Below are 24,432 nucleotides of genomic sequence, written 5' to 3' on the forward strand. Positions count from 1 at the left end.
TCGCGAATGCGTGGCCGAAGTCGTGGCTGCCGCTGTTGCCGGGGCGAGGTGCGGTGATGGGTGTGCTGACGCCGTTCACCTCCCGCTTCCGGCACCCCGCGCAGGTCGTCGTCGCCGCCTTCGGCCTGACCGTCGCGGTCGGCACGACCCTGCTCGCGCTGCCGATCTCCACCACCGAGGGCGTGTCCGCGGGCTGGGTGGCGGCGCTGTTCACCGCGACGTCCGCCGTCTGCGTGACGGGCATGGCCGTCGTGGACACCGAGTCGCACTGGTCGGTGTTCGGCGAGCTGGTGATCGCCGGGCTGGTCCAGGTCGGCGGCCTGGGGATCATGACGATGGCGACGGTGTTCACGCTGCTGCTGTCCGGCCGGTTAGGCCTGCGGGCCAGGATCGCGGTGCAGGCCGAGACCAAGACGCTGAGCATGAGCGACGTGCGGCACGTCCTGCGCAAGGTGGTCGTGTTCAGCCTGGTGTGCGAGGCCGTCGCCGCCGTCGTGCTCACCACCCGCTTCGTGACCGGCTACGACGAGCCGCTCGGCCGCGCCCTCTACCTCGGCGTCTTCCACGCGATCAGCGCCTTCAACGACGCCGGGTTCGCGCTGTGGCCCGACAGCCTCGTGCGGTTCGTGTCCGACGGGTGGATCTGCCTGACGGTGGCGATCGCCAGCATCCTGAGCGGGCTCGGCTTCCCCGTGGTGTTCGAGCTGGCCCGCTCCTGGCGGCGCCCGGGCAAGTGGACCATCCTGACGAAGATCACGGTGTGGGTGACCGCGGTCCTGCTGGTGCTCGGCACCCTGGCGTTCCTGGTGATCGAGTGGCGCAACCCCAGGACGCTCGGGCCGCTCGACGAGGGCGGCAAGGTGCTGGCGGCCTTCTTCGCCGCGGTCATGCCGCGCTCGGCCGGGTTCAACACCCTCGACATCTCCCAGATGCACCCGTCGAGCTGGCTGACCACCGACGTGCTGATGTTCATCGGCGGGGGCAGCGCGGGCACCGCGGGCGGCATCAAGGTGACCACGGTCGGGCTGCTGGCCTTCGTCGTGTGGGCCGAGCTGCGCGGCGAGGGCCGGGTGAACATCGGCCACCGCAGCCTCCCGGACGCCGCGCAGCGCCAGGCCGTGACGATCACGGCGCTGGGCGTCGCGATCGTGGGCCTGGCCACGTACCTGATGCTCGCCCTCACCCCGTACAGTCTCGACCAGGTCCTGTTCGAGGTGGTCGCGGCGTTCGGAACGGCGGGCCTGTCCACCGGCATCACCGCGAACGTCGGCACGGCCGGGCACCTGCTGCTGGTCGTGCTCATGTTCATCGGGCGGATCGGCCCACTCACCCTGGGCTCCGCCCTGGCGCTCAACAGGCGCGCCCGGCACTACGAGCTACCCGAGGAGCGTGTCATCGTTGGTTGAGTACAAGGGCGACCCGGTCGTCGTCATCGGTCTGGGCCGGTTCGGCACCTCGCTGGCGCTGGAGCTCACCCGGCGCGGCACCGAGGTCCTGGCCATCGACCACCGCCCCAAGATCACCCAGAGCCTCGCGGGCCAGATCACGCAGATCGCGACCGCCGACGCCACCGACATGGAGGCCCTGCGCCAGCTCGGCGTGCCGGACTTCTACCAGGCGGTGGTGGCCGTCGGCAGCGACATCGAGGCCAGCATCCTGACCACGTCCCTGCTGGTCGAGCTGGAGATCAACGACATCTGGGCCAAGGCCGTCAGCACCCAGCACGGCCGCATCCTCAGCCGCATCGGCGCCCACCACGTCGTCTTCCCCGAGCATGACATGGGCGAGCGCGTGGCCCACCTGGTCAGCGGCCGCATGCTCGACTACATGCAGGTGGACGAGGACTTCGCCATCGCCAAGACGAGCCCGCCGAAGGAGTACGTGGGCGTCCCCCTCGGCCGCTCCAACCTGCGCCGCAAGTACGGGGTCACGATCGTCGCGGTGAAGCCGCCGGACGAGGAGTTCACCTACGCCACGGCGGAGACGGAGCTGTCGTACGGCGACATCGTCCTGGTCTCGGGCCGCACCGAACAGGTGGAACGCTTCGCCGAACTCCCCTAGGCAGGCCGGGTTACGCTGGAGATCGGAGGCTAACGATGCGCGCACGCGAGCTGGCCGTCGACTTCCCGACGGTCACCCTGGACACCCCGGCGCTGGAGGCCGCCAAGCTGCTGGCCGACCGGGACCTGCCGGGGCTCATCCTGGTCGACGAGGCCGGGCGGCCGCTCAGCATCCTGCCCGGCACGCAGGTGCTGCGGCTGGCGGTGCCGGCGTACTGCCAGGACGATCCGGCGCTGGCCCGGGTGGTGGACGAGGCCCACGCGGACCGGTTCCTGCACCGGCTCGGCGGCAAGACCGTGCGGGAGTGCCTGCCGGAGCAGCCGCGCGAGCTGCCGGTGACCGACGCCAAGGCGACGGTGCTGGAGCTGGCGGCGCTGATGGCGCGTACGCGCAGCCCGCTGGTGGCGGTGGTGGACGAGGAGGGACTGGTCGGGGCGGTCACGCTGCAGTCGCTGCTCGACCACGCCCTCCAGCTCTGATCGCCAGACCACGCCGCGAACGGCGGCCCGGGCCCGGCGGCGTCCTTGCGGGGAGTCGGCGGCCGGGCGTCGTAGGGTGGTCTCATGGTCAAGGCCGCGGCACGACAGCCCGTACCCGCCAGGCGCGCGGACGCCGAGCGCAACATCGCCTCGATCCTCGAGGCCGGGACGCGGCTGCTCAGCGCCGACCCCACGGCCAGCGTGGCCGACATCGCCAAGGCCGCCGGGGTGGGGCGGGTCACCCTGTACGGGCATTTCCCCTCGCGTGAGGCGCTGGTGGACGCCGTGCTCGACCATGCGGTGGGCATGGCGGACGCCGTGCTGGAGGACGAGTCGATCGACACGGCGCCCGCGCCGGAGGCGATGGCCGGGCTGCTGCGCTCGTCGTGGGAGATCCTCGACCGGCACCGCCGGCTGTTCCTGGCGGCCGACCGGGTGCTGGCCACCGAGCGCATCAGGGAGCACCACGAGGCCCCGCTGCGGCGGGTCGAGCGGCTCATCGAGCGGGGGCGGCGGGACGGCGACTTCCGCGACGACCTGCCGCTGCCGTGGCTGGTGACCGCGTTCTTCTCCATCATCCACAGCGCCGCCCAGGAGCGGGAGGCGAACCGGCTCGCGCCGGAGGAGGTGGAGAAAGTGCTGATCAAGACGATGCTGTCGCTGCTCCGTCCGCCCGCCGCCGCGTCCTAGCGAGAGCGATCAGGCTCCGCGGGAGCAGGCCACGGGCGCCGGCACCCCAGCGCGAGCGACGTTGGCCGGCTAGCGCTGGGCCTGCTCGACGGCCTCGATCCAGAGCTCGTCGAAGGCCTGGACGTCCAGGCCGGCGAGCACGCGCGTCCGGCGCCCGCCGGGGTCGTGCTCGAAGCGCAACCGCTCCGCTTCCAGGACGGTCCGCACGCGCCGCTCCTGGACGACGGCCCCGCTCCAGCCGAGCGCCACGGCGCACGCGACGGGGTCCCAGTGGATGTTGACCAGGTCGTCGGGCAGCCCGGCGTGGGCGCGGCCGAGTTCCGTCATGCCGCTGTCCACGGCGTGGGCCCTGCACTGGCGGGCGAGCAGCTCGCCCAGGGGCCCGGAGGCGGCCAGACGGTCGCCGCAGGTTGTGATGCCGACGATCTCCACTTCCGGCCGGCCCAGGACCATCGCCAGGGCGCAGAGGTCATCGGGGTCCCCGCCCAGGTCGGTGTCGATGTGCAAGCGCATGCCAGGCATCCTGTCGCCTCTCGTGCCGGCCCTGCCACCGGCTTTCCGGCCGGTCGCCGCGAAGCCGCCCTCAACACGGTACCCCCGTACCGTTTGCATGTGTTAACTTGAACATCAGTGTTCAAGTTAAGGAGTTGCGGATGAGTCATCACGACATGCCCGGGGGCAGGCCGAAGGGTGGCGGGTGGGCCGCGCTGGTGCTGCTGTGCCTGGCGCAGTTCATGCTGATCGTCGACATCACGGTGGTGCAGGTCGCGCTGCCGTCCATCGGCACCGACCTGGCGCTCGGCCGGGAGGCGCTGACCTGGGTGGTGACCGCGTACACGCTCTGCTTCGGCGGGCTCATGGTGCTCGGCGGGCGGCTCGCCGACGTGCTCGGCGCGCGCCGGACGCTGCTGGCCGGGCTCGGGCTGTTCACGGCGGCGTCGCTGGTGTGCGGGCTGGCCGGGAGCGGGGGCGCGCTCGTCGCGGGGCGGGCGCTGCAGGGGGTCGGCGCGGCGCTGCTGTCTCCGGCGGCGCTGGCGGTGATCATCGACACCTTCCACGGCGAGCGGCGCGCACGCGCGCTCGGCGTGTGGGCGGCGATCGGCGGCACGGGGGCGGCGCTGGGCGTGCTCGTCGGCGGGCTGCTGACCGCGGGGCCCGGGTGGGCCTGGGTGTTCTTCGTCAACGTGCCGATCGGGCTGGCGGTGCTGGCCGCGGTGCCCGCGGTGGTGCCGGCCGCCGCGGGGCGGCGCGAGCCGGTGGACGTGCCCGGCGCCCTGGTCGTCACGCTGGCGACGGCGTTGCTGATCTACGGGGTGGTCGCGGCGGGCGACGCCGGGTGGGCGGCGGCGGGCACGGTGCTGCCGCTGGCCGGGGCGGTGCTGCTGTACGTGCTGTTCGTGGTCGTCGAGCGGTCCGTACGGTCGCCGCTCATGCGGGCCGGGACGCTCGCCCGCCGGCCGGTGATCTCGGGGACGTTCGTGATGCTGGTGGCGACCGGGCTGATGCTGGGCCTGTTCTTCCTCAGCACGCTCTACCTGCAGCACGTGCTCGGGTTCAGCGCGCTGGAGACAGGGCTGATCTTCCTGCCGGCGGCCGTCGCCATCACGGCGGGCGCGCAGCTCGGCGGCCGCCTCATCGGGCGGGTCGGCGGCAGGCCGGTGGCGGTGGCGGCGTTCGTCCTCACCGCGGCGGGGGCGGCACTGATGGCGCGGGTCTCCCCGGACGCGAGCGTCTGCACGACGCTGCTGCCCGGGTTCGTGCTGGCCTCGCTGGGCATCGGGCCGGCGTTCGTGACGGCCACCACGACGACCATGGCGAACATCCCTCCCGGCGAGAACGGCGTGGCCTCCGGGGTCATCAACACCTTCCACGAGCTCGGCGGCTCGATCGGGGTGGCCGTCGTGTCCACCGTGGCCGCCGCCGGCCTCGCCCCCGGGGCGGCGGGGGCCGGGGGGTTCGTGGCCGGTTTCACGCTGTGCGCGGTGGTGGCGGGGGTCGCCGGGACCGTCGCGCTCGGGCTGGTGCCGGGCGGGAGGCCCGCGGCGGCATTCGTCGGGCACGGGCACGGCCACGGCCACGGCCACGGCCACGGCGGCTGACGCGTCGCGCCAGCAAAAACCGGGATATCGCCGACGACTCCGGCGGACTATCCTTCATTGATGGTCAAGTTCTGCCGGCGGAAGCGGTGAATCCGCAGATGCCGCCATTAACGCTGGGGCACCAGCGCCTGCCCGGGGTGACCGTGATCGCGGTGACCGGCGAGATGGACGCCACCAATCGAGCCGACCTCGAGGCCTACCTCGCGGAGGCCGGTGCGGCGCTCGCGGGACGGCTGGTGTTCGACCTGTCGGGGGTGCCGTTCATGGACAGCTCCGGACTGCACGTGCTGCTGAAGTGTGCCACCGACTGCCTGAAGGCCGGTGGCGTCGTGCACCTGGCGGGCGTGCAACCCCTGCCCGCCAGGTTGTTCGAGATCACGGGCGTGGTGGCGCACATGCCGGTGCACGAGCGGGTCGAGGACGCCATCTCGGCCGCCCTGAACTCGTCGGAACGCTCCATTTAGCGACGGCGCGACCACGCAGGGCTCTCCAGCCCCGCCAAGAACACGGGCCTCACCCCTGACGAGGGCTCACCCCCGTGATGGTCAGCCCGAGCAGCCGCTCCGCCTCCGCCGCCGGGTCCGGATGGGGCTCCGAGGCCAGGGCGATGCCCGTGACCAGGGTGAGCAGGTCGCCGGTGGTCACTCCCGGGGTCAGCGCGCCGGCGTCGGCGGCGCGGCGTACCAGCGGGTCGGCCGCCTCGGTGAGCTGGGCGGAGCAGCAGGCCTCCTCCGCCGCGCCGGCGCCGGCCGCCCGTTCGCGGGTCAGCGCGATGGCCAGTCCCCTGATGGTCGCGGCGGCCGCGGTGAGGGCGCCCAGCCATTCCAGCAGCGCCGCCCGGGTGTCGGGCGCGGCGGCCAGCTCGCGGGCGTGGCCGCACAGGGTCTCGACCTCGTCGCGGAAGACCGCCTCCAGCAGCGCCTGGCGGCTGGGGAAGTGCCGGCGCAGGGTGGCCGATCCGACTCCCGCGGTGCGGGCGATCTGCTCCAGGGAGGCGTCGGGGCCGTACTCGGCGATCGCCTCCCTGGCCACGGTGAGCAGGAGCGCGTAGTTGCGCCGGGCGTCCGCGCGCTGGCCGGGCATGGCCTCACCTCACATTTGCTAAGTGGCGGGGTCCGCCGTATCTTACCGGAACATAAGCGGCGGGGTCCGCCGTTTAATCCGTTGCTCACGTCAGGAGATCCCTCATGCCCATCGACATCGCGCCCGTCCTGGTCACCGGCGCCACCGGTCAGCAGGGCGGCGCCACCGCGCGTGCCCTGCTCGCGGCCGGCGTCCCCGTCCGGGCTCTGGTCCGCGATCCCGCGACCGAGCGGGCGCAGGCGATCCAGGCGCTCGGCGCCGAGCTCGTCACCGGCGATCTCGACGACCGCGGCTCCGTGACCAGGGCCGCGACAGGAGCCCGAGCCGTCTTCTCCATCCAGATGCCCCCGATCAGGGACGGCGCCTTCGACTTCGGCGGCGAACTGACCCAGGCCGCCAACCTGGTCGAGGGCGCGCGGGCCGCGGGCGTGCCGCAGTTCGTGCACACGTCCGTCTCCGGCGCGGGGCGCCACATCGAGGCCCCCGGCTGGGCCGAAGGCCGCTGGGCGGCGATGGAGCCCGTCTACACCGCCAAGGCCGGCGCCCAGGACCTGGTACGCGAGGCCGGCTTCACGCACTGGACGATCATCAAGCCGGGCTTCTTCATGGAGAACTTCCTCCCGTCCGTGGCCTACCTGCTTCCCCGCGGCGTCGAGGGCGGCCTGGCGACCGTGCTGAAGCCCGGCACGCGGCTCTCCCTCGTCGCGGTCCAGGACATCGGCGCGGCGGCCGCCGCGGCCATCGCCGCGCCGGAGCGGTTCCACCGGGTCGAGCTGGAACTGGCCGGCGACCACCTGGCGATGACGCAGATCGCCGAGGTCCTCTCCCGCGCCCTCGGCGCCCCGCTGGCCGCGCCCGACATGACCGTGCGGGAGGCGCTCGCCGCGGGCATGCCGGAGTACGCCGTCACCTCGCACGAGTTCCTCAACGTGGTGGGCCAGCCGGCCCGGCCGGAGCACGCGCGGGCTCTCGGCATCCCGCTCACGTCCTTCGAGGAGTGGGCGGGCACGCACCTGAAGGCCTGACGCCCCAGGGACACCAGGCCCGTGGCGGCGAGGGCTGCCTGCGGTCGCCGGACGGCCGGGCGCGACTATACGCCGGGGTTATACCCCCGGTGTATAGTCTGCGGTCATGAGTGTTCCCCTGGCACTGCTCGGCCTGCTGGAGCGGGAGCCGAGTCACGGCTATGACCTGAAACGCGACTACGACGCCTTCTTCGGCCGCGGCAAGCCGCTGCCGTTCGGGCAGGTGTACTCCACGCTCGGCCGCCTGGCCAGGGACGGCAAGGTGACGGCCGGGCAGAGCGAGCCCGGCGACGGGCCCGACCGCAAGCGTTACGCCATCACCCCGCTCGGCACGCAGGAGGTGGAGGCGTGGCTGTCGGAGCCGGTGGCGGCGGAGCCGTACCTGCAGACGGTGCTGTTCACCAAGGTCGTGCTGGCGCTGATGCTGGGCCGGGACGCGGCGGGCTACCTCGACCTGCAGCGGGCCACGCACCTCCGGCGCATGCGGGAGTTCACCCAGATCAAGCGCACCGGCTCGCTGACCGACGCGCTGCTGGCCGACCACGGCATGTTCCATCTGGAGGCGGACCTGCGCTGGATCGACGTCACGCAGGCGCGGCTGGGCGCGCTGGCGGCCATGGTGCGCGAGTCGTGATCATCGAAGCGCGCGAGCTCAGCCGCTCCTACGGGCACACCCCGGCGCTGCGCGAGGCCGACCTGTCGGTGGCCGCCGGGGAGATCGTGGCGGTCATGGGCCCCAGCGGCTCGGGGAAGTCGACGCTGCTGCACTGCCTGGCCGGGATCTTCACTCCCGACAGCGGCGAGGTGTGGTTCCGCGGGCGGCGGCTGGACACGATGAGCGACGCCCGGCGCACGGAGCTGCGGCGCACCGCCTTCGGGTTCGTCTTCCAGTTCGGGCAGCTCGTGCCGGAGCTGACCGCGGCCGACAACGTCGCCCTGCCGATGCTGCTGGGCCGCACCAGGCGCAAGGACGCCTACCGGCGGGCCGGGGAGTGGCTGGAGCGGCTGGGGCTGGCTGAGCTGGGCGGGCGGCGTACCAGCGAGCTGTCGGGCGGCCAGGCGCAGCGGGTGGCGATCGCCAGGGCGCTGGTGACGGGGCCGCGGGTGCTGTTCGCCGACGAGCCGACGGGCGCGCTCGACTCGCTGACCGGCGAGCACGTCATGGAGCTGCTGGTCGGGCTGGCGCGCGAGGAGGGCACGACCGTGATCGTGGTGACCCACGACGCCCGGGTGGCCTCCTTCGCCGACCGGGAGGTCATCGTCCGCGACGGCCGCGTCACCGACCCCTTCGCCGACCGGCAGGGAAATGTCCGTGACCGCCGCGCCACCGATCCCCTCTCCGGTGAGGTCACGCGATGATCGCTCTGGGGCTGCGCCTGTCGCTGCGCGGCGGCAGGGAGGCGGTGGCCAGGCTGGTGCTGATCGTGGCCGGGGTGGCGACCGGTGTCACGGTGCTGCTGACCACGCTCTCCCTCTTCAACGCCTTCCAGGCCACCACCGCCCGGCCCTGCTGGGAGTGCACCACCGGCACCGCGCCCAGCGGCTGGGTTCTCGACGCCACCGCCACCGGCGCGCTGTGGAGCTACCGGAAGGACTATTACGCCGGGCAGGCGATCAAGCGGCTGGACGCCGCCCCGCTCGGCGGGCAGGCGCCGGTGATCCCGGGCCTGGCGCGCATGCCCGGCCCCGGCCGGTACTACGCCTCCCCCGCGCTGGCCGGGCTGCTGGACTCGGTGCCGCGCGAACGGCTGGGTGACCGCTTCCCCGGGACCCGCGCCGGGATCATCGGCCAGGCCGCGCTGTCCGGGCCGGACGAGCTGGCCATCGTGGTGGGGCGGACACCGCAGGAGGTCGCCGCCATGACGGGGGCGCGGCAGGTGGACACGGTGGAGACCGCGTCCGCTGCCGCCCTGCTCGACGACGACACCGACCTCTACCGGTTCGGTTTCGCCGTGGCCGCCATCGGCCTGTTCGTCCCGCTGCTCGTACTGGTGAACGCGGCCACCCGGCTGGCCGCCGCCCGCCGGGAGGCCCGATTCGCCGCGTTCCGGCTGGCCGGCGCCACGTCCCGGCAGGTGAGCGTGCTCGCCGCGGTGGAGTCCGCGCTCGGCGCGCTGCTGGGCGCGCTGCTCGGCGTCGCCCTGTTCCAGCTCGTACGGCCGGCCGTGGCCATGGTCCGCGTCACGGGCTCGCGCTTCTTCCCCGAGCTGGTCGTCCCGGCCTCCTGGCAGTACGCGGCCGTGCTCGCCGGCGTGCCGATCCTGTCGGGGTGCACGGCGCTCTGGTCGCTGCGCCGCGTGCGGATCTCCCCGCTGGGCGCGGCCAGGAAGGCCGTGGGGCGCCCGCCCCGGGCCTGGCGGGTGATCCCCCTGCCGGCCGGGCTGGCGCTGTTCGCCGGGCCGGTGTTCCGGGGCGGCGAGCGCGAGCCGGACGCGCTGCTCGCCGGCGCGGCCCTCGCGCTCATCATGATCGGGCTGATCCTGGCGGGCCCGTGGCTGACGATGCTGGCCGCCCGGCTCGCCGCCCGCGTGACCGGGGGCGCGGCGACCCTGCTGGCCGCGCAGCGGATGGCGGCCGACCCCAAGGCGGCCTTCCGCTCGGTGAGCGGGCTCGTGCTGGCGGTGTTCATGGGCACGGCGATCGCGGGGATCGTCCCGGCCGTGGTCTCCGGGCAGCAGGCGGTGGCCGGCGGCACGCTCAACGGGGTGCTGCGCGCCCCGCTCACCCGGCACCCCGGCGCCGGTGGCCTGGCTCCGCAGGCCGGAGCCGAGCTGCTCGCCCGGCTGCGCGCCCACCCCGGCGTCGACGTGCTGCCGATCTACGCCCTGCCGGACGACACGGACCAGCCGGTACGCGGCGACGCGCAATCGCCCGGCACCACGGACGCACCCGCGCCCAGCGGCGGCGCACAGCCGCCCGGCACCACGGACGCATCCGTGCGCGGCGGCGATCCCCCGCCGCCCGTTCCCGGCGACGGCCCTCCGCCGCCCAGGACCGCCGCCGACTGCGCGAGCCTTGCCCGCTTCCCCGTGCTCGGGCGGTGCCCGGCGGGCGCGCAGGCCGTGACGGGCTACTTCGAGCGCCTCGTCGAGGCCGACAACCCGCTCACCGTCGACAAGCTGCTCCCCTTCGCCGCGCCCACCGGCCAGGCCGTCTCCACGGACGGCCTCAGCCTGGCGGCCGTCCTGGTCGGCATGGACGACCCGGGCACGCTGGAGGAGCTGCGCACGCTGCTGGCGCGCCACGGCGCCGGCGCGCCGATGACCTTCGTCGAGGTCGCGCAGGCCAGGGCGACGATCTTCACGCAGGCCGAGAACATCGCGCTGGCCATGGTCGCGCTGACCCTGGTCACCGGAGGGTGCAGCCTGGTGGTGGCGGTGGGCGGCGGGCTGATGGAGCGCAGGCAGCCGTTCACCCTGCTGCGGCTGGCGGGCACGCCGGCCCGCACCCTGACGGCGGTGGTGCTGCTGGAGTCGGCGCTCCCCCTCGTCCTGGCCGCCGCCGTCGCCGCCGCCGCGGGCTTCGGCGTGGCGGGGCCGTTCATCGAGGAGCTCGCCATGAAGGGCGCGTCCCTGGCCATGCCGGGGCCCGTCTACTTCGCGACCGTCGGCGGCGGGCTGGCCGCCTCCCTGCTGGTGATCCTCACGGCCGTGCCGCTGCTGCGGCACATGACCGCGCCGGACAACGCGCGTTTCGAGTAGGAGCTCCATGAAGCTGCTGTCCACGGTCATGGCGCTCGCCCTGACCCTCAACCCCCTGACGCCGGCGCCCGCCGGGCGCTACACGGCCGAGATCCGCCGCACCGAGTACGGCATCCCGCACGTGACCGCCAAGGACCACGGCGGGCTCGGCTTCGGCTACGGCTACGCCTTCGCCCAGGACAACCTCTGTGTCCTGGCCTCGTGGGTGGTCACGCTCCGGGGCGAACGCTCACGGGTCTTCGGCCCCGAGGCGCGGTCGGACGACCCGGTCCGCCCGGTCGACAACCTCACCAGCGACGTCTACCACAGGAGCGTCGCCGACTCGGGCGTGATCCGGCGCGTGCTGGCGCAGCCGCCCCCGGTGGGCCCCAGCGCCGAGCTGCGCGAGCTCGTGGACGGCTACGTCGCCGGCTACAACCGCTACCTCGAGGAGACCGGGGTGGCGAACCTGCCCGACCCCACCTGCCGGGGCAGGTCCTGGGTCGGCCCCATCACCGCCGCCGACATGTGGGCCGGCCTTCTCGACCTCAACCGCATGGCGGGCAGCTCCGGGCTCAAGGAGGCCATCGCCGGAGGCGGGGAGCCTGAGGGCCCCGCGCCCGCCCCGGGCAGCAACGGCTGGGCGCTGGGCCGCCAGGCGACCCGCGACGGCCACGGCATGCTGCTGGCCGACCCGCACTTCCCGTGGGCCGGCATCCGCCGCTTCTACCAGGTGCAGCTCACGATCCCGGGCGTGCTCGACGTCTCGGGCGGCAGCCTGTACGGCACCCCCGTCGTCCAGATCGGCCACAACGCGCGCGTCGCCTGGACCCACACCGTCTCCCACGCCCACCGCTTCACCCTCTACCGGCTGCGGCTCGCGGGCGACGGCGCGTACCTGGTGGACGGACGGGCCGAGCCGATGGGCCGCCAGCGGATCGAGGTGCCGCTCCAGGACGGCACGATGACCGTCCGCACCCTCTACACCTCCCGCTACGGCCCCGTGCTGGCAGCCGGGCGGAGCGGCGAGTACGCCTACGCGCTCGCCGACGCCAACGCCGCCAACCTGCGCGCGGCCGACGAGTGGCTGGCCATGGCCAAGGCCGGCGACCTCGCCGAGCTGCGCGCCGCCCAGGACACCTACCAGGGCCTGCCGTTCGTCTACACGCTGGCCACCGACGTGAGCGGGACCGCCGCCTTCGCCGACGCCTCGGTCGTCCCCCACGTCGGCGACGATCGGGCGCGCCGCTGCGCCACGCCCTCGCCGGACCCGTCGCTGGAGGCGTTCACGCTGGACGGCTCCACCTCCGCCTGCCTGTGGGGCAGGGATCGCGACGCGGTCGTGCCGGGCCTGTTCGGGCCCGGTAGCCGGCCGAGACTGACCCGGGCCGACTACGTCGCCAACTCCAACAACACCCCCTGGATGACGAACCCCGCCGCTCCGCTCACCACGTACGGCCAGGCGTGGGGCGCCACCCGTACCGACGTCGAGCCACGCCCCCGCGTCAGCCTCGACATGATCGCGCGGCGGCTGTCCGGCGCCGACGGGCTGGGCGCGCCCGGCTTCACGCTGGACACCCTGCAGGCGACCGCGCGGTCCAAGCGCAACCACACCTTCGAGCTCATGCGCTCGGACGTGGCGGCGCTGTGCCGCGCCCATCCCAGGGCGACCGCGTCCGACGGCCGGCGCGTGGACCTGCGCCAGGCGTGCGAGACGCTGGCGGCCTGGAACGGGCGCGCCACCCTGGACGGGCAGGGGGCGATCCTGTGGCGCGAGTTCTACACCCGGCTCCAGCGCCCCGTCAGGCAGGGGGAGCCCGCCCAGCCCTGGTGGCGGGTGCCCTTCGACCCCGAGCACCCGCTCACCACCCCGCGCGGCCTCAGGCGTGGCGACCCGGCCGTGCGGCAGGCCCTGGCGGACGCCGTGCAGCAGTTCCAGACCGGCGGCATCCCGCTGACCCTCACCCCGGGCCAGGCCCAGCACTCCTCCTCCGTCCCCATCCCCGGGTGCACGGAGGGCGAGGGCTGCTTCGACCGGGTACGCACGGGCGGCCCGCTCGGCGCGGACGGGCGCTATCCCGAGGTGAACACCGGCTCCAGCTTCATGATGGCCGTCGAGCTCACCCCGGCGGGCCCCCGCACCCGCACGATCCTGACCTACTCGCTGTCCGCCAACCCCTCCTCACCGCACCACACCGACCAGACCACCCTGTTCTCGCGCGGGCAGTGGGTCACGGAGCGCTTCACCGAGGCGGAGATCGCGGCGGACCCGCACCTGCGCGTCACGACCGTGCGGGGCTGAACCCGGGCCCCTCACTTCAGGCGGGCCCCTCAGCTCAGGCGGGCCCGCGCGTACGCGGCCATGGCGTCGCGCATGTACGCCGCCAGCCCCTCCGCCACCCGCTCGTAGTTCGCCCTGAACTGATCGTCCTCGACCTGCATCCGCCCCAGATGGGTGTACTCCGCCGCGCTCGGCGTCCAGAACCGGGTCATCTGCCGGTAATGGCCGTCGAGCACGGCGAGCACCGCGGGGTCGTCGACCGCCGTGCCGGCGGCCATCAGCTCCGCCAGGCGGATCATCCCCGCCGTGGCCTCCTGCTGCATGCGGTCGATCTCCTCCGGGGACAGGGTGTCCAGGAGCTCCTGCTGCCCGGACCGCTCCCAGTGCTCCGGCCACCGTTCGCGGGCCTGCGCGCCGTAGCGCGCGGCGTCGAAGCCCTCGAACAGGTTCTCCGGTCTGCTGATTCTGGGCATGCCGCTCTTCCCTTCGCTCTGTTCGAGTTCGGTGATGGTGCGGGCGACCATGCGGGCCACCGCGTCGAGCCGGTCGCGCTCCCGCAGCAGCCGCCGGTGGTGCTCGCGCAGCGCCGCCGCGGGGTCGGTGTGCCGGTCGACGATCTCGGCGATCTCGGGCAGCCCGAGGCCGAGCTCCCGCAGCACGAGGATCTGCTGCAGCCGCAGGAGCTGGTCCTCCTCGTAGTGGCGGTAGCCGTTGGCGCCGACCCAGGCCGGCCGCAGCAGGCCGATCTCGTCATAGTGGCGCAACGTCCTCGACGTCACGCCGGACATCCGCGCCACCTGCGCGATCGACCACGCCATGAACCCACCCGTCCCCGCTCTTCACCGAGCCGGATCTTCCGGCTCGCTCACGACGGTAGGAGTTGACGTAACGGCGGAGTCAAGCGCGATCAGGCAGCGGGGAAGCCCCACTGTTGAACTTTACCTACTTGGATACTAGGTTTTTAGGGGCCGTAGCGCAGAACAGGAAGACCGCATGAGCCTCCAGTTCCTCTGGTACATCCCGAACCAGGCCCGGCCCGGGCATCGCGGCGACGACGCCGTCGCAGGTCACAACAGCCTGGCGACCCTCAGCAGCCACGCCGAGGCCCTGGAGCGGCACGGCTGGGCCGGGGCGCTCATCGGCACCGGCTGGGGACGGCCCGACACGTTCACGGTGGCCACCGCGCTGGCCGCGCGGACGACCACGTTCCAGCCGCTGATCGCGGTGCGGCCCGGCTACTGGCGCCCGGCCAACTTCGCCTCCGCCGCCGCCACCCTGGACCACCTCACCGGGGGCCGGGTGCTGGTCAACATCGTCTCGGGCAAGGACGACCTGGCCGCGTACGGCGACAGCGAGGGCGACCAGGCACACCGCTACGCCCGTACCAGGGAGTTCATGCGGCTCGTACGCAGGCTCTGGACCGAGGAGCACGTCACCCACCACGGTGAGCACTTCAGCGTCACCGCCTCCACCGTGGTGCCGCGCCCGGCGGTGGTGGGCGGGCGCAGGCACCCCCGGCTCTACTTCGGCGGCGCCTCGGAGGCCGCCGAGCGGGTGGCCGCCACCGAGGCCGACGTCCAGCTCTTCTGGGGCGAGCCGCTCGACGGCGTCGCGGCGCGCATCGAGCGGCTCAAGCGGCTCGGCGAGCGGCTCGGGCGCGACCTCCCGCCGCTGGAGTTCGGGCTGCGGGTCACCACGCTGGTGCGCGACACCACCGAGCAGGCCTGGGCGGACGCCGAGGCCAAGGTCGCCAGGATGGCGCGGGGCGCCGTCGCCCGCGACGTCGACTGGCAGGCCGCCGTCGGCCAGCGGCGGCTGCTCGGCCTGGCCGAGCGGGGAGAGGTGCTCGACGGCAACCTCTACACCGCCCCCGGCAGGTACGGCGGCGGCGGCGCGGGCACCACCTGGCTGGTCGGCTCGGCGGAGGACGTGGCGAAGTCGCTGCGCAACTACCAGGCCCTCGGCATCACCCACTTCGTGCTCTCCGACACGCCCTACCTGCCGGAGATCAAGCGCCAGGGCGACCGGTTGCTCCCGCTGCTGCGCGGCTGAACGAGTGCCGTACGCCCTGCCCCCGGGCCTGCCCTGTTAGCGTCGGAGCATGTCAGAGGGTGCGGAGCACGGCGCGACGCCCCCGCGGGAACCTGCCGGATGGCGTCGCGCGCTCGTCGTGATCGGCATGATCGCGCTGTTCGCGGTCCTGCTGGCGACCGGCGTGCTGTCGTTCCTCCTGGTCAACGCGACGACCAGGTGAGCCTCCGGTCAGCGGCCCGCGCTCTCCCTCCGGCGGGCGAGCCAGGTGACCAGCCACAGGACCAGGCCGATCGCGAGGAGCACGCCCGCGATCTGGTACTGGCCGGCCGGGCGGCCGGAGGACCAGGGCAGCACCAGGTACAGGCATGTGATCACGCCCAGCACGGGCAGGACGCGCCCGGCGTTGAAGTGCTCGGTCGCGGACTGGTCCTTGCGCAGGACGAGCACGGACACGTTGACGGCGGCGAAGACCGCGAGCAGGAGCAGCGAGGTGGTCCCGCCCAGCAGCGACACCACCGGGCTCTCCGGGTCCAGCGAGACGAAGGTGATGAGCCCCATGGCGATGACGGTGGTGAACAGGATCGACGCCTCCGGCGTGCGCCGCCTGGGGTTCACCTTCGACAGGAAGGCCGGCAGCACGCCCTGCTTGCCCATGCCGTACAGGAGCCGGCTGGCCATCAGCATGTTGATCAGCGCGGAGTTCGCGACGGCGAACATCGAGATGAACGGCAGCAGGTCGGCGATCGGGAAGCCGGGGGTGGCGGTCTGCACCACGGTCGCCAGCGGGGTCTCGCTCTCGGCGAGCGTGCCGACGGGGACCACCGCCACGGCGCAGATGGACACCAGGACGTAGATCACTCCGGTGATGCCGAGGCCGGTGAGCATGATCCGGGGGAAGATCCGCGCCGGGTCCCTGGTCTCCTCGGCCATGTTGACCGAGTCCTCGAACCCCACCATGGCGAAGAAGGCCAGCGACGTCGCCGTGCTCACGGCCAGGAACACGCTCTTGTCGGCCGCGGTCTCGAAGGCGACGACCCGGGAGAAGTCGGCGTTGCCGCCGGCGATGAACCACATGCTGAGCAGGATGACCAGCAGCAGGCCGGAGAGCTCGATCGACGTGAGCACCACGTTGATCTTGACGCTCTCGCCCACGCCGCGCAGGTTCACGGCCAGGACCAGGAGCATGAAGCCCAGGGCGATCGCCAGGATGACGCCGTTGCCGACGTCGAGGCCGAACCCGGCGGCGAGGTTCGCGGCGAAGGCGCGCGAGGCCGCCGAGGCGGAGGTGATGCCGGAGCACATCACGGTGAAGCAGACGAGGAAGGAGACGATGTGCAGGCGGAACGCCTTGTGCACGTAGAGCGCGGCACCCGCCGCCTGCGGATACTTCGTGACCAGTTCCAGGTAGGAGCAGGCGGTGATCGCCGCGACCACGAAGGCGATGGCGAACGGCAGCCAGGCCGCTCCTCCGACCTCACCGGCGACCTGGCCCGTCAGGGCGTAGATCCCGGTGCCGAGGATGTCGCCGATGATGAAGAGCAGCAGCAGGCCGGGGCCCATGACCCGCTTGAGGCCGGGCTGGTCGGCGTCATGCGCTTGCGCGGGACTGGAAGGACTGCTCTGGGAGGGGGCGGCCATGTGATCATCCCGGTCCGTCATCCCGCCAGCCTATGCTTTCACGGGCTTTCAGAGCTCGTGATTTCCGGAGTCAGTATTGGTTCATCTTGGCGTCCATGGCGAGCCCCGCGTCGATCACCTTCGCCGGCACGCCCTTGATGCCGATATGGTCCTTGGCGATCTGCCCGAGCGTGGGCAGGCTCTTGCGGTCGGGCCAGGTCTCCGGCTTCCACAGCGACGAGCGCAGGAACGCCTTGGCGCAGTGCATGTACAGCTCCTGGACCTCGACGAGCAGCGCCAGCCGGGGCCGCTTGCCCTTGACCACGAGGTCGTCGAAGAACGGGGCGTCCGACACGAGCGTCGCGCGCCCGTTCACGCGCAGCGTCTCGTTCATCCCCGGCACGATGAACAGCAGCCCGACGTGCGGGTTGAGCAGCACGTTGCGCAGGCTGTCGAGCCGCTGGTTGCCGGGCCGGTCGGCGAGCACGAGCCGCTGGTCGTCGAGGACCAGCACCGAGCCGGCGGGGTCGCCGCGGGGCGAGACGTCGCAGGTGCCGTCGGTGTTGGAGGTCGCGAGCAGCAGGAACGGCGAATGCGCGATGATCGTGCGCGCGTGCTCGTCGATCCGCGCGATGTCCTTGTCCCAGATGGTCTGCGGCGGCTCTTTCACGATCTCGCGGAGCTCGGCCTCGGTCGTCACCATACGGATCTCAGAAGGTTGCACCACCCGAATATAGGCAAGCCTAACCTTCATAGTCGAGCTACGGGGAAGGGTGCCGCCCCCGCCCGATCACGTCCCGCGAGGACCAGGCGGGCCCGTCACCGCTGTGATCTGCGGCACTTCAGACCCTGAAACATTGCAGATCCTGAAATTTTTCCCTTAATCTCAGCATTGTGACCATCGTGGACAGTGCAGAGGAGCTGGGTCGCCGGGATCGAAAGAAGCTCGAGACCCGTGCGGCGCTGGAGCATGCTGCCCTGACGCTGGTCGCCGAACGCGGCCTGGCGGCGGTCACGGTGGAGGACATCGCGGAGGCGGTCGACGTCTCCTCCCGTACGTTCTTCAACTACTTCCCGTCCAAGGAGGACGCGCTCATCGGCTCGGGCCAGGCCTCGGCCGCCGAGCTGTGCGAGCGGCTGAACGCCGTGCCCGCGCGGGTGCCCGTCCTGGAGGCGCTGCGCCTGATGGCGCGGGCCGAGGCCGAGCACCTGCAGGAGCAGCCCGAGCGGTGGCTGCTGCGGCTGAAGGTGTTCGAGCAGAACCCGTCGCTGCTCCCCCGGCTCGTCGCCAGCGGCAGCGAGACCGAGCGTGCCGTGTCGGCCGCCGTCGCCCGCCGGGCCGGCGTCGAGCCCTGTACGAGCGGCTATCCCGAGCTCGCCACGGCGGCCGCCATGGCGGCCTTCCGGGTGGCGATGCTGCGCTGGAGCGCCGCCGGCGGGCGCCCGTCGCTGGCCGGTCTGGTGGACGAGGCCTTCGACCAGCTCGCCGCCGGCCTGCCCAACCCGTGACCGCCCCGGTCGCCCGTCCCCTTCCGTAAACGTTTCCGTACTGCCGGTGTCCGCAGGAGCCCGCGGAGGGCGGGCCCTGCCCGCCTGAGAAATTCGCCTGAGAAATCGAGGAAAGATGACAGCCACCAGCGCGCAGCCCGAGCCCGCGGCCGCGACGCCCACGTCCAGAAGAAAGGTCCTGCAGGCGCTGTCAGGCCTGATGGTGGGCATGTTCGTGTCCATCCTGGCCTCGACCGTCGTGGCCAACGCCCTGCCCCGCATCATCACCGACCTGCAGGGCACGCAGACCGTCTACACCTGGATCGTCACCACGGAGCTGCTGGCCATGACGGCCACCGTGCCGCTCTGGGGCAAGATGGCCGACCTCTACAGCAAGAAGCTGCTGATCCAGCTCTCGCTCGGACTGTTCGTGGCCGGTTCCCTGATCGCGGGCCTGACGCCGAACGTGGAGATCCTCATCGTCAGCCGCGCCGTGCAGGGCATCGGCGCCGGCGGTATGACCGCGCTGTCGATGGTCGTGATGGCGGCCATGATTCCGCCGCGTGAGCTGGGCCGTTACTCCGGCATCTTCGGCGCCGTGTTCGGGATCGGCACCGTGGCCGGGCCGCTCATCGGCGGCGTGCTCGTGGACACCTCCTGGCTCGGCTGGCGCTGGTGCTTCCTGCTCGGCGTGCCGTTCACGATCGTGGCCATCATCCTCCTGCAGCGCACCCTCGACCTGCCCGTGGTGCGCAAGAAGGTCAAGGTCGACTACCTGGGCGCCCTGCTCATCACGGCGGGCGTCTCCACGCTGCTGATCTGGTCGTCGCTGGCGGGCAACCAGTTCGCGTGGGGCTCCTGGCAGACGGCCGTGCTCGTCGGCGGCGGTCTCCTCGTCCTCGCGCTGGCCGTCTTCGTCGAGTCCCGCGCGGCCGAGCCGATCATCCCGCTCGCCATCTTCAAGAACCGCACCGTCGCCCTCGCCACCATCGCCAGCGCGCTGGTCGGCGTGGCCATGTTCGGTGGCACGGTGTTTCTGTCGCAGTACTTCCAGGTGGCGCTCGGCAAGTCGCCGACGGTCGCCGGCCTGATGAGCCTGCCGATGGTGTTCGGCCTGCTGATCTCCTCGACCGTGGCGGGCCAGCTCATCACCAAGACGGGCCGGTGGAAGGGCTTCCTGGTGGCCGGTGGCGTCGTCATGCTCGGCGGGATGGGCCTGCTCGCCACCATCGACGGGCAGACCGGCTCGGTGATGCTCGGCGTCTACATGGCGGTGCTCGGCATCGGCGTGGGCATGCTCATGCAGAACCTGGTGCTGGCCGCCCAGAACGACGTGCCCGCCCAGGACCTGGGCTCCACCACCTCGGTGCTGACCTTCTTCCGCAGCATGGGCGGCACGATCGGCGTCAGCGCCCTGGGTGCCGTGCTGGCCAACCGGGTCACCACGCTGCTCACGGAGAAGCTCGGCCCGATGGCCGCCGCCGGCGGGGGCGGCGACACCCACGCCGTGCCCGACATCTCCAAGCTGCCCGCCCCGGTCGTCCGCGTCATCCAGGACGTGTACGCCACGGCCACGGCCGAGCTGTTCCTGATCGGCGTGCCGCTCACCGTGCTGGCGCTGGTGGCGGTGCTGTTCATCAAGGAGAAGCCGCTCGCCACGCTGTCGGGCGAGGAGCGGCTGGCCCGCGAGCGCGCCGCGGCCTCCGGCCACTGAGCCGGATCGGCCGGGCATCGCGATCCCCTGCGGGCCGCCGGTACGCGAGCCGCGCTCGCGTACCGGCGGCGGCGCGTCAACCCGGAAGTGCGCTCACCCCCCGTGTACGTCCTGTGATAGATAGATGACAACCTGGGGTTAGCGCGCGCCACGGGTACATCCGGCTAATGTCTCCGCTACCTGAGAAAGCACGGGCGAGTTCGGAGGACCGGTCATGGGCGACTCCACCGTCGGCACGTCCCATTCGTCCGCGCGTGGCAAGCGCGCCCGAGGTCCGGGAGAGGCAGGCGAGGAGCCGGAGCTGCGCCGGCTGCTGGCGGGGCTGACCGCCGTCAGGGACGGCGACTTCCGCACCAGGCTCCCCGACGACGCCGACGGGCTGCTCGGCGAGATCGCCTCGGTCTTCAACGGCATGGTGGACCAGCTCTCCCTGTTCACCTCCGAGGTGACCCGGGTGGCCCGCGAGGTCGGCACCGAGGGACGGCTGGGCGGCCAGGCCGAGGTGCCCGCGGTCTCCGGCACCTGGAAGGACCTCACCGAGTCCGTCAACGCGATGGCGGGCAACCTCACCGACCAGGTACGCAGCATCGCCCAGGTCACCACGGCGGTGGCCCGCGGCGACCTGTCGCAGAAGATCACCGTGCACGCGCGCGGCGAGATCCTGGAGCTGAAGAACACCGTCAACACGATGGTCGACCAGCTCTCCTCGTTCGCCGCGGAGGTCACCAGGGTGGCCCGCGAGGTCGGCACCGACGGCAGGCTCGGCGGCCAGGCCGACGTCAAGGGCGTGGCCGGCACCTGGCGGGCGCTGACCGACTCGGTGAACTTCATGGCCGGCAACCTCACCGACCAGGTACGCAACATCTCGCAGGTCGCCACCGCCGTGGCCCGCGGCGACCTGTCGCAGCGGATCACGGTCTCGGCCCGCGGCGAGATCCTGGAGCTGAAGAACACCCTGAACACGATGGTCGACCAGCTCTCCTCGTTCGCCGACGAGGTGACCAGGGTGGCCCGCGAGGTCGGCACGGAGGGCAACCTGGGCGGCCAGGCCACGGTCAGGGGCGTGTCCGGCACCTGGAAGGACCTGACGGAGAACGTCAACGTCATGGCCTCCAACCTGACCAACCAGGTGCGCAGCATCGCCCAGGTGGCCACCGCCGTGGCCCGCGGCGACCTGTCGCAGAAGATCACCGTCGAGGCCAAGGGCGAGGTCGCGGCCCTGGCGCAGACGATCAACACGATGGTCGACACGCTCAGCGCGTTCGCCGACGAGGTCACCAGGGTGGCCCGCGAGGTCGGCACGGAGGGCCAGCTCGGCGGCCAGGCCCGAGTCCCGAACGTGGCCGGCACCTGGAAGAACCTCACCGACAACGTCAACTCCATGGCCGACAACCTGACCAACCAGGTGCGCAGCATCGCGCAGGTCACCACGGCCGTGGCCAGGGGCGACCTGACCCGCAAGATCGACGTGGACGCCCGGGGCGAGATCCTGGAGCTGAAGACCACGATCAACACGATGGTCGACCAGCTCTCGTCGTTCGCCGCCGAGGTGACCAGGGTGGCCAGGGAGGTCGGCAGCGAGGGCAGGCTCGGCGGCCAGGCCGAGGTCGAGGGCGTCTCCGGCACCTGGAAGCGGCTGACGGAGAACGTCAACGAGCTGGCAGGCAACCTCACCCGCCAGGTCCGCGCCATCGCCGAGGTGACCAGCGCGGTCACCTCCGGCGACCTGACCAGGTCGATCACCGTGGACGCCGAGGGCGAGCTGGCCGACCTGAAGGACAACATCAACTCGATGGTGAAGTCGCTGCGCGAGACGACCAGCGCCAACGAGCAGCAGGACTGGCTGAAGTCCAACCTGGCCCGCATGTCGGGCCTCATGCAGGGGCACCGCGACCTGGCCACGGTGGCCGAGCTGGTGATGAACGAGCTGGCGCCGCTGGTCTCGGCCCAGTACGGCGCGTTCTTCCTGGCCGAGGAGAGCGAGCTGCAGCTCATCAGCGCCTACGGCTACCCGGCGGACCCGGAGCGGCCGACCCGGTTCAGGATCGGCGAGGCGCTGGTCGGGCAGGCGGCACGCAGCCGCAGGACGATCTCAATGACCGACCTGCCGCCCGGCTACATCACGATCTCCTCGGGGCTGGGCAGGACCGACCCCGCGTCGGTGATCGTGCTGCCCATCGTGGTCGAGGAGCAGGTGCTGGGCGTGATCGAGCTGGCCTCGGTGCAGGCGTTCACGCCGGTGCACCGGGCCTTCCTCGACCAGCTCATGGAGACCATCGGGGTCAACCTGAACACGATCGTGGCCAACGCGCGCACCGACGAGCTGCTCAAGGAGTCGCAGCGGCTGGCCTCGGAGCTGCAGGCGCGCTCGGAGGAGCTGCAGAGCCAGCAGGAGGAGCTGCAGCGTTCCAACGCCGAGCTGGAGGAGAAGGCGACGCTGCTGGCCCGCCAGAACCAGGACATCGAGACCAAGAACCTGGAGATCGAGCAGGCCAGGCAGGAGCTGGAGGCGCGGGCGCACCAGCTCTCGCTGGCCTCCACCTACAAGAGCGAGTTCCTCGCCAACATGAGCCACGAGCTGCGCACCCCGCTCAACTCGCTGCTCATCCTGGCCCAGCTCCTCGCCCAGAACCACACCCGCAACCTGACGCCCAAGCAGGTGGAGTACGCCGGGATCATCCACTCGGCCGGCTCGGACCTGCTGCAGCTCATCAACGACATCCTCGACCTGTCGAAGGTCGAGGCGGGCAAGATGGACATCAACCCCGAGTGGGTGCAGCTGCGCAAGCTGCTCGACTACGTGGAGGCCACCTTCCGGCCCATGACGGGCCAGAAGAGCCTCGCCTTCCGCGTCACCACCGCACCGGGCGTGCCCGCAGAGCTGCTCACCGACGACTCCCGGCTGCGCCAGGTGCTGCGCAACCTGCTCTCGAACGCCGTCAAGTTCACCGAGACGGGCAGCGTGGAGCTGCGCATCGAGCCGGCCGCGCCGGGCGAGCTGCCCGTCACCGTACGCCCGAACGGCCCCGCCATCGCGCTGCGCGTCATCGACACCGGCGTGGGCATCCCCGAGCAGCAACTGGAGGTCATCTTCGGCGCGTTCCAGCAGGCGGACGGCACGACGAGCCGCAAGTACGGCGGCACCGGGCTCGGCCTGTCGATCTGCCGCGAGATCGCCTACCTGCTGGGCGGCGCCATCACCGTGCAGAGCACGCCCGGGCAGGGCAGCGTGTTCACGCTGTTCCTGCCGGTGGCGCGGCCCGGGTTCGAGGTCGTGCCGGAGGAGGGCGAGCCCGCGCAGCCGGCGGAGCGGGCGCCGGTGGCCACGCGGCGGCTGCTGGTCATCGAGGAGCGCCGCAACGGGCTGCTGTCACTGGTGTCCGAGAGCGTCGTGGGCGATCTGGCCGGCACGCGCGACCACGACGGGACGATGGAGGTCGTCACGGCGGCGGGCGCGGAGGAGGCGGCCGTCATGCTGGGCGGCGAGCCCTGTCACTGCATCGTGCTGGACCTCAGCATGCCGGACATGTCGGCTTATCACCTGCTGGACCTCATGGACCGCGACCCGCGCCTGCACGGCGTGCCGGTGCTCGCCTACAACAGCTGGCGCTCGCACGCGCAGGAGGAGGTGAGCCTGGCGCACCAGCCGCTGGAGCTGCTGTCCAGCCTGGACGAACTGCGCGAGCGCATCGCGCTGCACCTGACCGCCAACCAGCCGGGCGACGTGCTGCCCCTGGTCAGGACCGGGACCGTGGGCGAGGCGGCGGCCCGCGAGATCGACAACACCCTCGCCGGGCGCACCGTCCTGGTGGTGGACGACGACGCCCGCAACCTGTACGCGCTGACGAGCATGCTGGAGATCCACGGCATCAACGTGCTGCACGCCGAGAACGGCCGCAAGGGCATCGACATGCTGACCGACCACGCCGAGACCGACCTGATCCTGATGGACGTCATGATGCCGGAGATGGACGGCTACACGGCGACGGAGACGATCAGGTCCATGCCGCAGTACGCCGACCTGCCGATCATCGCGGTCACCGCCAAGGCGATGCCGGGCGACCAGGAGAAGAGCCTGGCGGCGGGGGCCAGCGACTACGTGACCAAGCCGGTGGACGCCGACCATCTCATCGAACGCATCCAGCACTGGATGGACCCGTCCTGACGACCTCGCGAGGAGC

The 24,432-nt window shown here is 72.2% G+C and carries 21 protein-coding genes; 16 read left to right on the plus strand and 5 right to left on the minus strand.

The window, feature by feature from the left end:
- Positions 1-56 precede the first annotated feature (56 nt).
- The 4 genes from ACBJ32_RS08720 (at position 57) to ACBJ32_RS08735 (ending at position 3,230) form a co-directional block, all read left to right on the plus strand.
- Positions 57-1,406: a TrkH family potassium uptake protein gene (locus ACBJ32_RS08720; protein WP_375126278.1), complete on the plus strand. Its 1,350-nt coding sequence runs from the start codon at positions 57-59 to the stop codon at positions 1,404-1,406.
- Positions 1,390-2,061 carry a potassium channel family protein gene (locus tag ACBJ32_RS08725; protein ID WP_375126279.1) on the plus strand — a complete coding sequence of 224 codons (672 nt, stop codon included), beginning with the start codon at positions 1,390-1,392 and terminating at the stop codon, positions 2,059-2,061. Before ACBJ32_RS08720 ends, ACBJ32_RS08725 begins: the two co-directional genes overlap by 17 nt.
- A 35-nt stretch (positions 2,062-2,096) precedes the next feature.
- Positions 2,097-2,540, plus strand: a complete 444-nt coding sequence (locus tag ACBJ32_RS08730; RefSeq protein WP_375126280.1) for a CBS domain-containing protein — start codon at positions 2,097-2,099, stop codon at positions 2,538-2,540.
- Between the two features lie 84 nt (positions 2,541-2,624).
- On the plus strand, positions 2,625-3,230 hold the full coding sequence (locus ACBJ32_RS08735; protein WP_375126281.1) for a TetR/AcrR family transcriptional regulator: 606 nt from the start codon (positions 2,625-2,627) through the stop codon (positions 3,228-3,230).
- A 69-nt stretch (positions 3,231-3,299) separates the two neighbouring features.
- Here the strand turns inward: ACBJ32_RS08735 and ACBJ32_RS08740 are convergent, their stop codons facing one another.
- Positions 3,300-3,743, minus strand: a complete 444-nt coding sequence (locus ACBJ32_RS08740) for a hypothetical protein (RefSeq protein WP_375126282.1) — start codon at positions 3,741-3,743, stop codon at positions 3,300-3,302.
- 140 nt (positions 3,744-3,883) lie between these two features.
- Between ACBJ32_RS08740 and ACBJ32_RS08745 the strand changes: the two genes are divergently transcribed.
- Positions 3,884-5,329, plus strand: a complete 1,446-nt coding sequence (locus tag ACBJ32_RS08745; protein WP_375126283.1) for an MFS transporter — start codon at positions 3,884-3,886, stop codon at positions 5,327-5,329.
- Positions 5,330-5,427: 98 nt separating this feature from the next.
- The gene (locus ACBJ32_RS08750) at positions 5,428-5,793 is read left to right on the plus strand and encodes an STAS domain-containing protein (protein ID WP_375126284.1); all 366 of its coding nucleotides are present in this window, start codon (positions 5,428-5,430) and stop codon (positions 5,791-5,793) included.
- 49 nt (positions 5,794-5,842) lie between these two features.
- Here the strand turns inward: ACBJ32_RS08750 and ACBJ32_RS08755 are convergent, their stop codons facing one another.
- Entirely contained in the window at positions 5,843-6,412 is a 570-nt protein-coding gene (locus tag ACBJ32_RS08755; protein WP_375126285.1) for a TetR/AcrR family transcriptional regulator, read from the minus strand.
- Between the two features lie 104 nt (positions 6,413-6,516).
- Here ACBJ32_RS08755 and ACBJ32_RS08760 point away from each other — a divergent pair, with 104 nt between their 5' ends.
- The 5 genes from ACBJ32_RS08760 (at position 6,517) to ACBJ32_RS08780 (ending at position 13,419) form a co-directional block, all read left to right on the plus strand.
- Entirely contained in the window at positions 6,517-7,437 is a 921-nt protein-coding gene (locus ACBJ32_RS08760; protein ID WP_375126286.1) for an NmrA family NAD(P)-binding protein, read from the plus strand.
- Between the two features lie 106 nt (positions 7,438-7,543).
- Positions 7,544-8,071 (plus strand): PadR family transcriptional regulator, encoded by a 528-nt coding sequence (locus tag ACBJ32_RS08765; RefSeq protein WP_375126287.1) that lies wholly within the window; start codon positions 7,544-7,546, stop codon positions 8,069-8,071.
- Positions 8,068-8,796, plus strand: coding sequence for an ABC transporter ATP-binding protein (locus ACBJ32_RS08770; protein WP_357883205.1), 729 nt, complete (start codon positions 8,068-8,070; stop codon positions 8,794-8,796). Before ACBJ32_RS08765 ends, ACBJ32_RS08770 begins: the two co-directional genes overlap by 4 nt.
- Positions 8,793-11,138, plus strand: a complete 2,346-nt coding sequence (locus tag ACBJ32_RS08775; RefSeq protein WP_375126288.1) for an FtsX-like permease family protein — start codon at positions 8,793-8,795, stop codon at positions 11,136-11,138. The genes ACBJ32_RS08770 and ACBJ32_RS08775 overlap by 4 nt, the downstream gene beginning before the upstream one ends.
- Positions 11,139-11,145: 7 nt before the next feature.
- On the plus strand, positions 11,146-13,419 hold the full coding sequence (locus tag ACBJ32_RS08780; RefSeq protein WP_375126289.1) for a penicillin acylase family protein: 2,274 nt from the start codon (positions 11,146-11,148) through the stop codon (positions 13,417-13,419).
- A 29-nt stretch (positions 13,420-13,448) separates the two neighbouring features.
- On the opposite strand, the gene ACBJ32_RS08785 is transcribed toward ACBJ32_RS08780, so the two are convergent.
- The gene (locus ACBJ32_RS08785) at positions 13,449-14,216 is read right to left on the minus strand and encodes a MerR family transcriptional regulator (protein ID WP_375126290.1); all 768 of its coding nucleotides are present in this window, start codon (positions 14,214-14,216) and stop codon (positions 13,449-13,451) included.
- 175 nt (positions 14,217-14,391) lie between these two features.
- On the opposite strand from ACBJ32_RS08785, the gene ACBJ32_RS08790 reads away from it, so the two are divergent.
- On the plus strand, positions 14,392-15,450 hold the full coding sequence (locus tag ACBJ32_RS08790; RefSeq protein WP_375126291.1) for an LLM class flavin-dependent oxidoreductase: 1,059 nt from the start codon (positions 14,392-14,394) through the stop codon (positions 15,448-15,450).
- Between the two features lie 49 nt (positions 15,451-15,499).
- Entirely contained in the window at positions 15,500-15,652 is a 153-nt protein-coding gene (locus ACBJ32_RS08795) for a hypothetical protein (protein ID WP_357883217.1), read from the plus strand.
- A gap of 8 nt (positions 15,653-15,660) precedes the next feature.
- Here the strand turns inward: ACBJ32_RS08795 and ACBJ32_RS08800 are convergent, their stop codons facing one another.
- Both ACBJ32_RS08800 and ACBJ32_RS08805 read right to left on the minus strand, forming a co-directional pair.
- Positions 15,661-17,091: an APC family permease gene (locus tag ACBJ32_RS08800; protein WP_375126292.1), complete on the minus strand. Its 1,431-nt coding sequence runs from the start codon at positions 17,089-17,091 to the stop codon at positions 15,661-15,663.
- A 49-nt stretch (positions 17,092-17,140) separates the two neighbouring features.
- Positions 17,141-17,773 (minus strand): pyridoxamine 5'-phosphate oxidase family protein, encoded by a 633-nt coding sequence (locus ACBJ32_RS08805; RefSeq protein WP_375126293.1) that lies wholly within the window; start codon positions 17,771-17,773, stop codon positions 17,141-17,143.
- 179 nt (positions 17,774-17,952) lie between these two features.
- Here ACBJ32_RS08805 and ACBJ32_RS08810 point away from each other — a divergent pair, with 179 nt between their 5' ends.
- The 3 genes from ACBJ32_RS08810 to ACBJ32_RS08820 all read left to right on the plus strand — a co-directional run bounded on the left by ACBJ32_RS08810 (position 17,953) and on the right by ACBJ32_RS08820 (position 24,416).
- A complete protein-coding gene (locus ACBJ32_RS08810) occupies positions 17,953-18,558 on the plus strand; it encodes a TetR family transcriptional regulator (protein ID WP_357883226.1) in 606 nt (201 codons plus the stop codon).
- Between the two features lie 115 nt (positions 18,559-18,673).
- Positions 18,674-20,251: an MDR family MFS transporter gene (locus tag ACBJ32_RS08815; RefSeq protein WP_375126294.1), complete on the plus strand. Its 1,578-nt coding sequence runs from the start codon at positions 18,674-18,676 to the stop codon at positions 20,249-20,251.
- A 214-nt stretch (positions 20,252-20,465) separates the two neighbouring features.
- Complete coding sequence (locus ACBJ32_RS08820; RefSeq protein WP_375126295.1) at positions 20,466-24,416, plus strand: HAMP domain-containing protein; 3,951 nt, start codon at positions 20,466-20,468, stop codon at positions 24,414-24,416.
- Positions 24,417-24,432: the final 16 nt, after the last annotated feature.

The organism is Nonomuraea sp. GTA35, from assembly GCF_041950525.1.
Classification (GTDB): Bacteria; Actinomycetota; Actinomycetes; order Streptosporangiales; family Streptosporangiaceae; genus Nonomuraea.